This is a genomic window from Pseudomonas sp. LS2P72, assembly GCF_054897865.1.
Map to the genome: position 1 here is coordinate 3,285,544 of NZ_CM142708.1, position 14,179 is coordinate 3,299,722.

Here is a 14,179-nt window from a genome sequence, read left to right on the forward strand (position 1 = left end):
AGTTAGCGGGGCTCCGCACGGAGCCGGACAGCCGGATCGCCCAACACAACGTAATTGCGCATGTCGTCACGGGCTATGCGCAATGACATTAATTCGTGAGTGGGTTGTTTTCCGTAACTCAAGTTGTTGAGCAGCACAACGAGCTGTGTACTCAACGTGCCCCATAGGGTATTGAACTGATCGGTAGCGTGGCCAATACGGTTACCCAGCATCAGCCGATGGATGACATCACGAAAGGCCTGGGTCTGAGCTATGCCTCGCTTTGACAGGAAGCTTGACGCCCATGCCCGATCCACGTGGCCCAGCGATGCCAGGGCACCTCCCTGGGGCAGGGACAGGAGTTTTTGGGCGAGTCGGGCAGTGGTCGGTGCATTGGCGATGCGTTTGCGCGGTTCGGTGAATGTGTAGTTATCGTGCTCTGGAGTGCCGCCCCCATAGCAGGCGAAAAAAAAGTGGATCATGCCGTGAATGTTTGCATGTTCAGGTACGTCCTGGGCGCAGAACCAATGCTCGGCAGTGAGGTCGCCATAACTCGGCCAGTCCTGGCAGACCAACGCGCCCTGGTGTTCAAGTTGGCGTGGGTCGTCTGCGTTGAATGCCATTCCGTGGGTGCCGGTAAACAACAATGACGGCGCTTGTGTGGGGTGGCTGAGAAGGCTGGCCAAGCGAGCTTTTGTGGATTGGTCTCCCAGGGTGGGGTTGACGGCGAAACCAAATTTGGCGCCTAGCGCATTCGGCCCTTCGCTCAAGGGACGGGCCACTTTTTCAGTGAACAGTTGCGTGGCGGCGTCGAAGTCATGGCAGGTGGCGAATAACTCAATAGTGCGTCGGGTGCGGCACTCATCATGCTGATCATGTTTGACCACGCTCTTGGCGTAGTGACGGTAGTCCTCGAGCGTGGGGAAATCGAGGCGTCCGACACCGGCGACAATATCGAGTGAGTATTGAAACTCAAAGGATAAGTGCGTCGGCGGGCCAACCAGCAACAAGTAGAAGGGAACACCCAGGTCGGGATCGATAATGTTCAGGGCTGTTCCATGACGGTTCAGCCAGTTGTTCGCACTTTCATCGGGGCGCGGTCCTTCCGGGCCGGAGAAAATGCGAAAACGTGCGCCGGCCTGTTCCTTCCTGAGCGCCAGCAGGGGTTCAAGTTGTTCAAGATAGGGGGCAGGGTCCACATCGATGGCGAATATTAAACCCCAGCCAACCTCGTCCAGCTTTTCGAGGTCGAAACCGGCAGTTGCACCCATGTGATCATTGTTCGAGTAGGCAATTCCGGCTGCACGTTGGGCGAGTGCCTCATTGCTGAGTTGCCCATTGACCGAAACGGGAAATTCGCACGTTAGCGGCAGACCGGTATCCGCGTGGATACCGAAAGCCAGAAAGTGCTCGGTGGAATCGTTCATCGTGCGGCCTCCCAAATTAAGTGAGCCACTTCCTTCCCGTCGATATCGTTGTGCGCACCGGACAGGCCATCGCTAACATCCTTGATATAGGCGCTCGCGTCTAAGTTGTAGATGCCACTTGCCTTGAAGGTATAGGCGTCGCCCGCAGGAAGCATCTTCAGGTACTCGGCCGTTTCCACACCGCAGATACCGTGGGCGCCTATGGCGCCGTAGCGGGGCAGAGTAGTTAAATCGTATGCCACTTGGTTGGCCATCCCTGCCGCCCAAGGATAGATCTTGCCGACGGCGTAGTCGTGGATCGAACGGGTGATAGCCAGTGGACCTTTGACTTTCTGGCTGCTCAGTAAATGGCTGAAGTAGCCGCGGATATCTGTGCCATAGGGAATCTTGCTGGCATATGCCCAATGTGACAGTGCGCCTTGTACCAGCACGCAGGAGTCCACAGCATTCGGTAATGGATCTTTGCCCTCTGGCCCGGCTAGCGAGGCGCTGGCAACGATACAGCCGAAACTGTGGCCCATCAGGTGAATACGCAATTCGGGTCGATCATGCTGCAGGCTTAGCAGTAGCCTGTGCAGGCCACGTTCGCCGACGACGCGGGCGCGTTTCTTCATGGTCCAGAACGTCAGCTGACGCAGAGGCGCCAGGAGCTGGTTGGATAAACCGCCAAAGTCTGTACCGATTAATTCGGCAGAGTCAAATGCCTGGTCGGGGTCGAAGGTTTCGCGATCTTCACTGCCATTGCCTGCTTGCCCGTTGGCGCCTAATTCGAGGGCGGAGTTCAGCGCGAGATAGGCTTGGCGGGCGTTGTCTGTGAGGTAGTCAGCGCCAGCGTGGGTTCGCGCTTCCTCGAACAGTTGGTGCAGTGCAACGCGTACGGCTGGAGTGTCGCCAAGTTCAGTGGCGTGGAAGGCCACCCGCTCCTCGACGGTGCCGTGGGCTGTGGGCGAAAAGCTGTTTCCTGACGAGACTTGCTCGTCGCCCCAACTCAGACTTGGCCAGTGGAAGCCCAGATGGCAGGCCTTGAAACCGGGGTGCTTGGCGAGCATGCGTTGGTAGTCGTCGTGGTTACGATTGAAAGCGCCAATCCAGCGGTCGAACTGATCGATGGCGTCGGGCACAGCGCCTTTCCAACCGTGTATCCATATGAACAGATCACTGAATGCTTCATTGCGCAGGTGTTGAAGCAGGCGCTGGCTCAGCATACCGTTCTCTGCGTCGGGATCCTTGGTGAGCTCGTCGCCTTGCTGATCCACCACCAGCATAAAATAACGCCCGTCAGTATTCGGAATCGTGCGATACGGCATGATGGCCTCCTTGCAAAGTTACAGTCGAATGTTGCATGGGTTAGATGGGGCGGGGATGTACTTGAAATACCGCTCTTGTTCATCTCTATTGAACGACCTGTCACCTGCGAGCTCGCAGGCTTTGCGTTTCCAGGTCTTCAGGCGCAGATCCCAGACTGCAGTGCCGGTATCGGATGAGGAAACGAGCCAGCGCCCGTCAGCCGAGAGATCTAGTGATCTGATGGTCGAAGTATGAAAATGCTGGTTGATCAGCAAGGGCAAGGACAGGCGGTTGAAACTATCCGCTTGCCCGGCTCTGTCTGGAAGATAGAGGTAGAGGCGCCCCCGGGTATCTCCGACGACCAACGTATCGTTACTGGCGATCAGCGCACTGGGTTCCAAGGTCGATGTACCTTCCAGTAGTGTTGTGCCTTTTGAAGGATTTTGCAGGTCCACTGCATAGATTTGCCCGGTGAACGTACCCAACCACAGGTGTTGGCCGGACGGCGAGAAGCCGACAGTGAGGAAATCACCCAGCCCAGAGGGAATGGCATAGTTTGTCGGCATGAGTCGGACATCTTTGCAATCGTCGTCGATACCGGTGAAACGCCATACCTGAGCCGTATTTTTCTGGGTGGTTACAAACTCAGACGAACCCGGTCTGAAGGTGGCCAGACTGATAGTTTCGGCGGGCGCTTGGTCGAAGTTGACTGGGCACCAGTGCTGATATCCTTTGGCGAATGCCAGCAGCCTCAGGCTGTTGCCGCTTTTCACAATCAACAGTCGCCCGTGTTCGTCGCTACGAATCCAGTCGATGAGCGTTTCGGCGGTAAACACAGTGGTGGGAATGGCATCACTGCCTTCCTGATCACGGACTAGGAAGACTTGCTTCTGTGTCGCCACGAATTGCACCCCCGCGGTTTCAGCGCGTGCGATGCTCCTGACGGTGGGGATTGGCCAGAAATCGGTCTGTGTGGCGCTTCCGTCTTCGTTAAGGTGATAGCGGCTCAGTCCGTCGCTCATGGCCGCCATCAATTCTGGTTTTCCCGGTGCTTGCACCAAACCAAAAGCCGAGCTCGTTCCCTTGACCAGCCGGCCAATCGGGTGGAGGTCGAGGTTCAATAAAATCCTGAACACATCGCCTCGTTCACTGCTTACATGGATTTCCTGTTGGTTGGGGGCTAGTGTCAAGCCTGCCAGTTGGTGAGCGAAACTATTGAGTACTTCGCCTACCGGCGTACCTTCGTCTGTGAACGACCAGCGCTTCAACAGACCGTCCCAGCCAGCGGTCAGTAAGCTACCGTCACCGAGGTAGCGCATTTGTGCAACCGCCCGGTCATGGGCATGGAAACTTGCGACGCCCTTGTTGTCCGAGGTCCTCCATATTTGGACTTGACCGGTGCGGTTGCTTGCAGCGATAAACCGTTCATCTGGGCTGACAGCAACGCTGTAATAGGCCCTGCCATAGCCGTTTTCCTTGAGCTGGGGCAGGAGCGTGCGTTTCTTTTTTACCCCATCGCGAAAGCTCAGGAGTGTGACGGCATCCAAGCTGGAAATATCGGTGACCGCGACAGCATTGCCATGATCGAATGGGCTCAGGTCGCTCACTCTGGATTGCAGTTGAGTGCCCGCGAGCCATTTTGGGGACTCGGTAAAAGTATCAACCTGCCAGACGTCCACGACCCCATTGTTGTGCCCCAGGAACAGCTTGCCTTCCATCCAGGACATCGCCTTTACGGCGCTGCCCCTGTTTTGAGTATCCAGTGTTTTGACGAATTGCCGAGTGGCACTGCTCCAGACAGATACGGTGCCCTTGTAGTCAGCCGTTAGGAAGTACTGGTCGCTCGCTATACTGATCGCGCTGATGCCTGAAGGGTGAGCCTCTTTCAATGCAATAGTGTCGATGGGTTGTGGTAGTTGTTCCTGGTTAAGGTCGAGGACCTCGACCGAATGCCGACCCTCACCAATGTCGGCAATGATCAGGAAACGCTCATTTTGCGCGATCTTGCGGGTCGGGCCTGAGCCTTGTAGAACGATGCGTTCAATGCCCTGTGCCCGGGTGAGTTGATCACCTAGCAATCGTTGGAAATTTACCGACAGCCATTCCGGATGCGCCTCCTGTAGTTGCATGCCTAGTAACGCCGCTAGGTTACCCAAGTCTGGCGCAGGATCCCTGCCAAGAATCGACAGCAGTGCGACCTGCATGGCATTAGTGCCCCGTGCGGCAAGCAGATTGCGCTCCTGCCCAAAGTGGTTCCAGGTAATGACCGACACTGCCACCAGGCACAACAATGCGATGCCATTGCGCATATTCCGACGCCGTTTCTCTCGCCGGTAGGTTTCTATGAAGCGCACCTCAAGTGGGCTGTAGTCCTGTCCGGTAGCTTCTTTGGGAATATTTCGTTGGCTGGCACCTGAGAGTGACTTGAAGAATGCCGGACGTTCACCGTCGCGATGCCAGGCGCGTGCCAGCAACTGCCACGCGGCCAGGTGTGCCTGGCGCCAGGCTTCAATGCTGCGTCTGATCGGGGAGGCCAGGCGATCATGGGCCAATTCGTACCACTGGCCATCGTCACGGCTGTATTGGCGGATGATATGCACCGCCTCCAACTTGGCCAGTTCGTCCTGTCGAGGGTCAGACTTGCCGTCCAGTTCGACTCTGCGCGCGACCCGCAACCCGTCAAACGTGAGCAGGCGTCGATCAATCCAGTCCCGTAAGCACTTGGCACGCTGCTTATCTACGGCGGCTGATTCCAGGGCTTTGTCGCAATAGTCCTGTAAGGGCGTTCCGAGAGGGAAATCGCGAACATCGGCCACCTGGATACGCGTGACGGGTTGCTTGCCTTGATCGCTCAAGCGTTGCCAGAGGTCAGCCCAGATCACCTGAATATGGACGGGTTCGACTGTGCCGCTTTCACGAGAGATCTGCCGCCCGTCCGGGGTGCGTACTTGCTTGGTGCCCAGGCGCTTGACCAGCAGGCTTGCCGCATCTTCACCGTCCTCACTGGGGAACTCCACACCCTCGGCCATGGCCGGTCGACTGACGGCCTCGATAGCTTGATCGATGCCAAGCATCAGAAGGCGAAAAGTATGGTTCAGGCGCGTGGGTATCAGGTCACGGAAGGGATCGAGCCAGGAGAAGTATTCCTCCCGCATGCTTATCACCAGCCAGACGGAGCGTTTGGGAGTGCTCGATAAGGGATCCGGTGGCGATCTCTCCAGGCTTAGTAGGGCTCCCAGCTGCTTGAAGAGGGTGTGTTGCTGCTCCTCTGACGCGCCACACGTGAAGACCTCTTCAAACTGATCGAAAATCAACAACAGGCGTTTGCTGGATTCGCCCTCAGGAATGGTCAGGCGTTCAACATAGCTTTCAAGCGTGTCTTGCTCGGTAACCGGCGTGTCACCGTAGCTTGCCAACTGCAATAACAGGTTATGAGACAAGTCTGTACCAGAGCCACCCCCGACCCGCAGGCCAGTAATTGCGTGGAAGCGATCGCTCACCCTTGCGATCAGCCCGTTTTTTGCCATCAGCAGTGATGTCTTGCCTGCGCCAGAGGGCGAATAAAGGACGATGATGCGATCGGCGATCAGGCGCCATTGCAGTTCTTCCAGCTCGGCATCACGACCGAATAGGGTGTGATCCTGGTCGAACGGGCCCGGGCCGACATAGGGCGACTTCATGGGTGCTCCTTCACGTTCACGCGTGCATCCAGCTCGTTGACGAATGCCTGCACATCGCCCCAGTACATCTGCAGCTTGACCTTGGAATTAAGGTACTGGTCGATGTAACGGCGAGCACTGCCTGGGTCCAGGATGCTGTTGGGGTCCATCTGTACGGAGAAGTGGTTGTGTTTGAGCAGCAGGTCACGGCCTTCCATTTGCAGCAGGCTGCGCAAGAGCACCCTGAACTCCCATGCGTCGGGCTGGAAACCGGCGAACAGCAAGGGACTGTCGATCACCCGGCAGCGTACCGAGGGCGGCATCGCATCGTGCGCCGAGGAGGCTTTGGCGAGGTACTCGAAGTAGTTGTCTTCGGTCAGTACCAGCGAGCCGGGTTCATCGAGGTCGCCAAACAGTTTTACGATGATCGGCTCGTCGGCTGACGGGATCTTGGACGCAGGGACTGAGGCCTGTTCAATCAAATGCATATCGCGGTAACTCGCGACGGTATTCCAGCGCAGGAGGCGAGTGCGGGGAACCGCGCCCGTTTCAGTCAGGGCGTCACAAAGCAGGTTACTGGGATCGGCGGTGATATACACCGGCAGTCTGTGGCTCGCCAACAACGCATGGGGATCCTTTGGATCTGACTTGCGCATCTTTGCGCCAACAATGGACAGGAGGTAGTTGAGCTTCTGCATCAACGTGTCGTCGTCATACTCACGCATATCCTCTGGAACAAGGTCGCCAAATCGCTCGAACAGGCTGTTGTAGAGGCCACGATAGAATGCCCGGCGTAGAAAGAGCTCACCGCGCGTTGTGGAGAGGTACTGCGCCACCTGGGGGAAGTCTTCGACGTCCCGACCGGACATTGGATACCGGTAAATATCTACCCAGTCGTTCGCCAATGCGCGGCGAGGGCCGGATAGCGTCTCGCTGAATGCGGGGCCGAGGATCGGCGTACAGGTCCTGCCTCTGACATTGGTGACGATCACCTTCCAGGTATCTGTTTCCCCTTCGGTCTGGTCAAAGCCGGGCGGGTACCAGATGCGTGCGCTGTCGAGGCGAGTGAAAACCACCGGCATCCACCAGTCGTGCTGTTGGAAAATCGCGGACCTTGCGCTGGCGGCGGCAAGATCCACCTCCCCATGTTTTGCCAGTTCCTTGAAGAAGACAGGCAGATAGTCTTCTGCGCTGGCGAAACTGAACAACCCTTGCATGGCCAGCACCGCAGGGACCCCCTGCATTGCCAGTCGAGGTCCCAGGGCGCACAGTTCGTTTCGCTCTGCAGTGCCGGTGCCCGCACTTTGGCAAGAGCACAGAATGATCAGGCTGGGAGGGCGTCGCAACTGTCCGATTTGCGCGGCAAAGCTTTCGGCAGTAACGAGTTGGCCGTTGCCAACACCGTCCTCCAGCCAAAGGGCATTCCCCATGTGACCGGTCACACCATGGCAGGCGAGGAACAGTATATCCACTTCCTCCTGTAGCGCTTCCATCAGTGCTGTCAGGGTGACGTTCCCCGGGCCCGCGAGTACGCGAGCGGGCAAGGGCAGAAGAGCCTTGCGAGCAATGGCCAGCTGGCGTTCGATGTCTTCAGAAGTGAAAGTCAAGGCACCGACCAAGTCTTGGGGATTCGCGATGGCCACCAACGCTTTCATGTCTTGCTTGGCACGCAGCAGCGGTAAGCGTAGCTCTCGGGTGAACAGGTATCGGGAGAAGATGCAGCGCACGTTATCGAACAGAAATTGATCCGGCATGCTTGGATCGGTCAGTGTTTCCCAAGGCAGATGATGCAGCGGAGAAGTGGCGGGGTCGATACGCAGACGAACGCGCAAAGGCGTTTTGTAAGTCGCGGCAAAAGCCTTTGCACTGACCAGTGCATCACGAATTGCGGGGGGATGCAGCAGCGCGGTGGATAGCACGTTCCCTATTTGTCTTGCATCACCTGAGTGAAAGATCGAAGCGTTGACATCTAACTCCACAGCAACGAACTGGGAAATCAAGTCCTGTTGTTCCAGCCGTTGCCGGGCATGCGCCTGGAGGGTGCCCTGCATGTCTTGCTGTACCACGATTTCAATTTCGCAGTAGCTTTTCATCAGCTGGCTCACCATTTCGGTCACGTCATTGTGTTTGACGCTTACGTCCGAGCCAGTGAGGTAGGCCGTAGGATGCGTAGGCGCCATGTCGAATGGTGCAGTTTGACGGCTGCTCCAAGTGTGTTTTCCACTTGAGCCGTCTTACTGCCTGGTTTCCATCTCTTACCAGTCTTTGATGGGTTTAGCTGGACAATTGATGGCTGTCCAATTGCGTAATGCCATTATCTATTTTGACCAAGTTACTGGCGTCAACGTTGGTGACGCTCTGTGCTCCCTGCAATCAGGAACTGGGGGCCGAAACGTACAGGGAGTTGTATCGGTTGGCGATCGTGGAGATAAGAAAGCCACAACGAAATGCGAGGTGATTGCGGGCATCACGCCCGTTGAACAAGCGAAGCTGAGGAGCTTTGAGGTTTTTCGCAATGCATGTAAGGACGTGGATGTTGTGACGTTTGACGAACTGCTGAGCAAGCTTCCGTTTTTGTTGGGACATTTGAGCCCGAAGGCGGTGGAGCCTGCACGTAATCTTTTTTAAGGCGCAGCATTTTCAACTGGATCTTGATGTATTCAACTGCCACGCACCCGATCCTGGCAACGGTGGGCTTACTTCCAGGCCCCCGAGTTGAAATCGCGGGAGCGTCGTCAATTTATTGAATAGCCGTTGTTTCGGCAGCCGCATCGCTCCCTGCATCAACCTGACTTGGACAGTACCACTGATGCATCTAGGGACTGGGTCTTTCCATATGTCCCATGCTGAGCGGTGTACATTTCGTAATGGCTGCTTGCCACCAGCTCCGAAGGCAACCTATCCTCTGGCGCAACGTTGCACCATGGCGATTTTATCAATACGTAACGCAAGCTACATACGGATCACCCACGAACAAGTCGTGATACCGAGATCAGGCCATTCGGTCCGCTCAATAGCGGCTCGCCGTGCCTTTTGAACAGTCTGTCATGAGCAAATTATGGAGAATCAATGAGCTTTTTTACGGAAGAAGAAGAGGCCTCCCTGACGATAAAAAAGATGATTTTGCATGTCGTTGGCGGTAAGAATTTCGAGGCTATGCCCGAGCGCGACCTTGAGGAAGAAAGTTTTTTCACAGGGAAGATACTAGAGACAGCTGCCTCGCCCGTGTTCATGTTCAAGAATCTCTCCGCCTCGCGGCGGGAACTTGAGGCCATCGCGAACGGTGATATCGATTTTGAAGCTGGTGCCCAAGGCCTTGCCCGAAGCTTCAACACCGCTCATGTCAGTGGTAGTGCCGATGGGGTATTGTGCATGTTCGAGCTGGCGGTCGATGACCCTAGCGTCGTGATATTCAGCCTGATCAAGTACGACTACAAATTCGCTCTAGAGCAGGATGATGCCAATCCTCAGAAATCCCTCAGGCGCATTCTGACCGCGCTTGTTGATGACAAGAAGGCAATCCAGAAGACTGCTCTGGTGCGTGTGATCAACGGGGTGGCCAGTCAAGACGTATCAGCTACAGATAGAACCAAGCAAGGTCCCGACATCGCGGATTACTTTGCAGATTTCTTGTCGGTGACGAGGGCTGTCTCCAACAGTGAGCTGAGTGAGATATCCCGTAAATTGCTCCGCAGCATCCTGCAGGCATGTAAAAAGGATTTGCCCGGTGAAGACGTGCCCAAGGCGATCAAGCACGCCCAGGGGATTTTGGGTAGGCGTCTGAAAATTGATGAGAATGCAATTGTAGAGGCTGTACTCGTCGCTGCTGGCACCCCTGACGATGTGAAAGTCGCGAATCGCCTGGAACGCGAGACCCGTAAGCGGGTGAAATCCAGCAAGTTGCATGAGCTTACGTTCAAGCCTGACCGCAAAATCCTTCGTCAGCCCTACATGCGCAAAATCATCACTGTCGAAGGTGTGACCATTACCTTCCCGGACAAGACCGATAACCCGAACGTGCGCGTGGTGCATTTAGAAGACGAACGGAAGCAGATAATTGTGGAGACCAATCGGGTCACGGAGGACAGCATTGTCGCACCTAAAGCTGGCGTCACTTCTTAACGAGCTTGCTCGGACAAAGCAGGCTCTTATCAGCGAAGGCGAGTCGTCTCTCTCAGCGTCGAGCCTGCTGGAATCGGAGACGCTAGCGGTCATCGATACTGCGTCAGTGGCCGGTTGGCATTTCGGCATCTATGACATGCACGGTAACGAGTATCATCGCGACGAAGTGTCGGACGATTTTGGCCCATTTCGCATCGAACTCGAAAAGCCAGTGCAGCAGTTAGAGGAGGAGAGGGCAGTCCTCTTTCTGGTCACCGAAATAGGCTTCAGCAGCTATTTGAAAAAAGGGCATTCTGCGACTCAGTGGAGAGTGCTTGGTCTCACGAAACCATTCTGTAGTCGCCTTCGTTCCTACAGCAATTGGGATGAAGCGTTGGAGTGCACTGAGGCGCCCCCGACGAAGGCTCCGAGGTTGCTTGTCAAAGAGTCAGCTTCCGTTAGGTCGGTGCCCGATGACATTCGACATTGGCTGCTGACTGATGGGCAAACACTCGACTCTGCTGATGAACTCAATGTCATTTGGGCTACACATGCCTTCGATGCGCTGTGCCGCTGTGTCGCAAATGAGATCGATGAGACTGGGTCGACGCTAACCTTTAAGGGGCCGCCAAAACTCAATCTGAAGTTCGATGAGAACCTGCGGCTGAATTCCTCTCGCATTCCGATGGAGGAGTTTCATGACCTTCAGGACGCAGTCGCTTGGGTGTATGAAAATGCCAGGGAAGCTGAGGTTAAACACATCCTGCTTTCCGCTGAGATTGCACGCTCCGGCCGCGCCGACGGTACGGTCACGGCTTACTTCAAAGAACACCTTGCCTCTGCGTTGGAATGCGCCAAGATTGCCTATCAGATGTCCGTCTCGGAAGTTACGAAAGACACACTGAAGTCATTGGGTGACCTGCGCAAGGCTGTGACTGAAGAAACCTCTAAAGCCACCGATGCAACGCGCCAAAGCGTGACCGCAATTGCGACCGCGCTGACCGTCGGTCTGGGTTTGATTGCCGCACGAATCAGTGTGCAGGTTAACGCCTACCTGATCAGCATCGTCATGGTGGTCGCCGTTGCGTACACGGTCATTAGTGTTTTTTCAGGTTGGAAGTTTATTAGCATCCAGAAAAAGTTGCGCGAGGAGTGGCAACCGAAGCTGTATCGTTACCTATCGACTGACGAATTCACCAATATGGTGAAAGAGCCCGTTGGCCAAGTTGAGCGCGTGTTTTTCAACGTGGCAAGGTATGGTTTGGGCGTTCTCTCCATTGTGGCTCTAGGGGTGATTCTCTTTGCATTTGTGCATGTGGATCAAGCGTCGCCCCCTCCTGTGCCTCCGCCAGCTGTGATGCCCAAAAAACAACCTCGTCCGGATGTTCACTCTGAGCGCACTGCCCCCAATCCTTGGACCATAACAATCCAAGCCTCAGTCGTCAGTGATCCGTCCAGAAAAGGAGGCACGGGATTGGTTGCACGGCCCCCACCATGCTGTAGCAATTCTGGCGCGTAGTCAGACGAAATACGGAATGCCTCTGGTAGTTATCTATTCCTCTGACGAGTTCAGGGCGAGTGGGTGCTAACCGCGAGCTGACGCTTCGACGGGGTGTACGGGTTTGCACTTGTCGGGGGGGCATTCTTAGTTGTGTCGTTGTCTAAAATGCTGGTGCGCTAGAGGCATGCCGGCAAGTGCAGTCAGTGCGCTTGCCTTCAGACTAGGAACTTGGCACGCTCAGCCAGCGAATTGAAATTGCCATGATCACGAATAAAGGACGCGAGACGTTGAGTTGGGAAAAAGTCGGAAAATCTCTGATGACCTTGATCGGATGTCTGGCATCAATTACGGCAATCTATGTGGCATTCAAGGACGATACTAAACTTGAAGCTTACCTTACCTACGATTACCAGACCTATCCCAGCCAATTTTCTGAGCGTGTAGACAAAGCGAAGGACGTACTCAAGTACGGCTATCTCTATGACGGTATCAAGAGTATCGCCAATGACACCCTTAGCCATGAACAGATCGACAAGGTGGTGACTCTGAGCCAAGCGCCTTATCTCTACATGTTCGATGGCCCTTTCAAGAAAGGGCCCGACAATTATCCGGTGGGACTCTACATTCATCTGCAGAACACCGGTGATAAGGTTGTAAAGGACGTACACATCAAGCTGCCTGCCAAGGGGCTGGTCCAGATCAGAGATGATTCGCGTAGTGATACGGTTATGGCCGAGCCGACCAGCAGCGTGGTGATTCCGTCGATTGTGCAGAATGGCGTCTATAAGCTCTGGGTCTATTTTGAGGGTGACCTCAGAGCGCTCAAGAAGGAGGAGGTGCACATCGGGTACAGCGATGGTGTGGCGCACGTTCAGGTGTATGAGGGGTTCGTAGGGTTCGACGCGTGGGTGGCGAAACATAGCCGTGAGCTGATGGTTGCTTTGGCTATGCTTGCGATGTTTCTACTGTTGGCCGTCTATCTCCTAGTTCTCTTTAATGAAAATACTGATGCGAATTCAGGGGCTAGTTGACCACTACACACCAGGCTGTTTTCCGCTTCGTGCATTAACCCAGCACCAGCGGAAGACTCGCAAACTCTCAAAGGGGTAAAAGAAGTGTTTGGCCTTCCTGCTCAAACAGCACTGGGCTTATCCGCGAGGCTAGCTCGATCCATCCCGCTCGCTCTGCGCTCTTGACCATAGAGCGATGCTGGTCAGACTTGGCTGGTTCGCCGCTTTTCCTCCATTGTGATGCGTCCATGGACCACGGTTTGAGGTGGCGCTCGACTGCTGCTGCAAACTGCGCCACCCGTGCTGCAATCCGGAAGCCGCCCTCGTCGTGATCGCCCCAGTGGTAAACGCTAGCATCAGTCGGGAGTGACGAAAGTATTTGGCAATAGGCTCTGCCCCAACTGGGCGAAGGCATACCTGCGGTGTAGATGACAATTCCTTGCCGTGTATCGCCAAGTGCGCGGGCGGCCTGGTGGAAGGTGGTCAGGTTTTCGATCGATAGCAGCCACGCTGGAGTACCTGAATAACCATGTACCGCTGTGTTTGCCACTCCCACGAATGGACGGACGATCGGGCAATCAATACCGTCGGCGAGTCTGAGCGCTCCGATGCCTGAGACCAGAAACGGCTGCGGCTCTTTGGAAAGTCCGATAGCGCCGAAGACTTCACTCCAGTGCCTTGCCGGCGCATTCAGCGCTTCGGACGTGAGTAGATCCAGATGCTTGCATAGCGCTTCAATACGCTTGGAGTCGCGGAACAACTGAACGCTGAGCTGGCGTACGACGCGGTCCTCACTCGCGACGGCCATGCTGTCAAGAACGCGCAAGGCGTCAGCAAAGTCTGCCGCGGAGTTTGGCCCGAGTGATCGCACCTGTTTAAGGCGCCTCCAACAATCGAGCAACTCTTCCACCCGACCGTTCATACTCCATGGTGCAAGGACGTTCCCCGCTTGAGCAACGGACGCATTTACGGTGGAGCGGCCCAGGTACGCCGCCAGCCTGTCGAGGTCCTTGAGCACGACTGCATCAAGGGGGCGGTCATCTCCACCCTGTTGGGCCCATTCGAGCCTGATCGCGCCCGCTGATGAGGCTGCTTGCATGTAAGCGTGCATCCGGTCACGCTCGTCCAGACTCTGTTGCCAGTAAGGCGAGAGAGATGACTTGAATGACTCGCGAAGGACTCGGGTATTTCCGCTCAGCCGGGAACGCTCGCCCC

9 protein-coding genes are annotated in these 14,179 nt (G+C 55.7%); 4 read left to right on the forward strand and 5 right to left on the reverse strand.

Features of this window, described 5'->3' with window-relative positions:
* Positions 1-2: 2 nt before the first annotated feature.
* From ACYZUA_RS15105 to ACYZUA_RS15120, 4 genes are read right to left on the reverse strand one after another with little or no spacing between them, the layout of a single operon-like run.
* Positions 3-1,406, reverse strand: a complete 1,404-nt coding sequence (locus tag ACYZUA_RS15105; protein WP_461959482.1) for a hypothetical protein — start codon at positions 1,404-1,406, stop codon at positions 3-5.
* Positions 1,403-2,713 carry a hypothetical protein gene (locus ACYZUA_RS15110; RefSeq protein ID WP_461959483.1) on the reverse strand — a complete coding sequence of 437 codons (1,311 nt, stop codon included), beginning with the start codon at positions 2,711-2,713 and terminating at the stop codon, positions 1,403-1,405. Before ACYZUA_RS15110 ends, ACYZUA_RS15105 begins: the two co-directional genes overlap by 4 nt.
* Positions 2,714-2,731: 18 nt before the next feature.
* Positions 2,732-6,373, reverse strand: coding sequence for a WD40 repeat domain-containing protein (locus ACYZUA_RS15115; protein WP_461959484.1), 3,642 nt, complete (start codon positions 6,371-6,373; stop codon positions 2,732-2,734).
* Complete coding sequence (locus ACYZUA_RS15120; RefSeq protein ID WP_461959485.1) at positions 6,370-8,445, reverse strand: CHAT domain-containing protein; 2,076 nt, start codon at positions 8,443-8,445, stop codon at positions 6,370-6,372. Before ACYZUA_RS15120 ends, ACYZUA_RS15115 begins: the two co-directional genes overlap by 4 nt.
* A gap of 196 nt (positions 8,446-8,641) precedes the next feature.
* Here ACYZUA_RS15120 and ACYZUA_RS15125 point away from each other — a divergent pair, with 196 nt between their 5' ends.
* The 4 genes from ACYZUA_RS15125 to ACYZUA_RS15140 all read left to right on the forward strand — a co-directional run bounded on the left by ACYZUA_RS15125 (position 8,642) and on the right by ACYZUA_RS15140 (position 12,985).
* Complete coding sequence (locus ACYZUA_RS15125; protein WP_461959486.1) at positions 8,642-8,980, forward strand: hypothetical protein; 339 nt, start codon at positions 8,642-8,644, stop codon at positions 8,978-8,980.
* A 441-nt stretch (positions 8,981-9,421) separates the two neighbouring features.
* Positions 9,422-10,474 carry a hypothetical protein gene (locus ACYZUA_RS15130; RefSeq protein WP_461959487.1) on the forward strand — a complete coding sequence of 351 codons (1,053 nt, stop codon included), beginning with the start codon at positions 9,422-9,424 and terminating at the stop codon, positions 10,472-10,474.
* A complete protein-coding gene (locus tag ACYZUA_RS15135; protein ID WP_461959488.1) occupies positions 10,443-11,972 on the forward strand; it encodes a hypothetical protein in 1,530 nt (509 codons plus the stop codon). Before ACYZUA_RS15130 ends, ACYZUA_RS15135 begins: the two co-directional genes overlap by 32 nt.
* Before the next feature lie 242 nt (positions 11,973-12,214).
* On the forward strand, positions 12,215-12,985 hold the full coding sequence (locus ACYZUA_RS15140; RefSeq protein WP_461959489.1) for a hypothetical protein: 771 nt from the start codon (positions 12,215-12,217) through the stop codon (positions 12,983-12,985).
* 67 nt (positions 12,986-13,052) lie between these two features.
* Here the strand turns inward: ACYZUA_RS15140 and ACYZUA_RS15145 are convergent, their stop codons facing one another.
* Positions 13,053-14,063 (reverse strand): Wadjet anti-phage system protein JetD domain-containing protein, encoded by a 1,011-nt coding sequence (locus ACYZUA_RS15145; RefSeq protein WP_461959490.1) that lies wholly within the window; start codon positions 14,061-14,063, stop codon positions 13,053-13,055.
* Positions 14,064-14,179 lie beyond the last annotated feature (116 nt).

What these genes read in the sequence shown, in the direction of transcription:
- ACYZUA_RS15110 (WP_461959483.1), bottom strand. Translation starts at nt 2,713, where the DNA reads ATGCCGTATCGCACGATTCCGAATACTGACGGGCGTTATTTTATGCTG.
- ACYZUA_RS15115 (WP_461959484.1), bottom strand. Translation starts at nt 6,373, where the DNA reads ATGAAGTCGCCCTATGTCGGCCCGGGCCCGTTCGACCAGGATCACACC.
- ACYZUA_RS15125 (WP_461959486.1), top strand. Translation starts at nt 8,642, where the DNA reads ATGGCTGTCCAATTGCGTAATGCCATTATCTATTTTGACCAAGTTACT.
- ACYZUA_RS15130 (WP_461959487.1), top strand. Translation starts at nt 9,422, where the DNA reads ATGAGCTTTTTTACGGAAGAAGAAGAGGCCTCCCTGACGATAAAAAAG.
- ACYZUA_RS15105 (WP_461959482.1), bottom strand. Translation starts at nt 1,406, where the DNA reads ATGAACGATTCCACCGAGCACTTTCTGGCTTTCGGTATCCACGCGGAT.
- ACYZUA_RS15145 (WP_461959490.1), bottom strand. Translation starts at nt 14,063, where the DNA reads ATGCAAGCAGCCTCATCAGCGGGCGCGATCAGGCTCGAATGGGCCCAA.
- ACYZUA_RS15120 (WP_461959485.1), bottom strand. Translation starts at nt 8,445, where the DNA reads ATGAAAAGCTACTGCGAAATTGAAATCGTGGTACAGCAAGACATGCAG.
- ACYZUA_RS15140 (WP_461959489.1), top strand. Translation starts at nt 12,215, where the DNA reads ATGATCACGAATAAAGGACGCGAGACGTTGAGTTGGGAAAAAGTCGGA.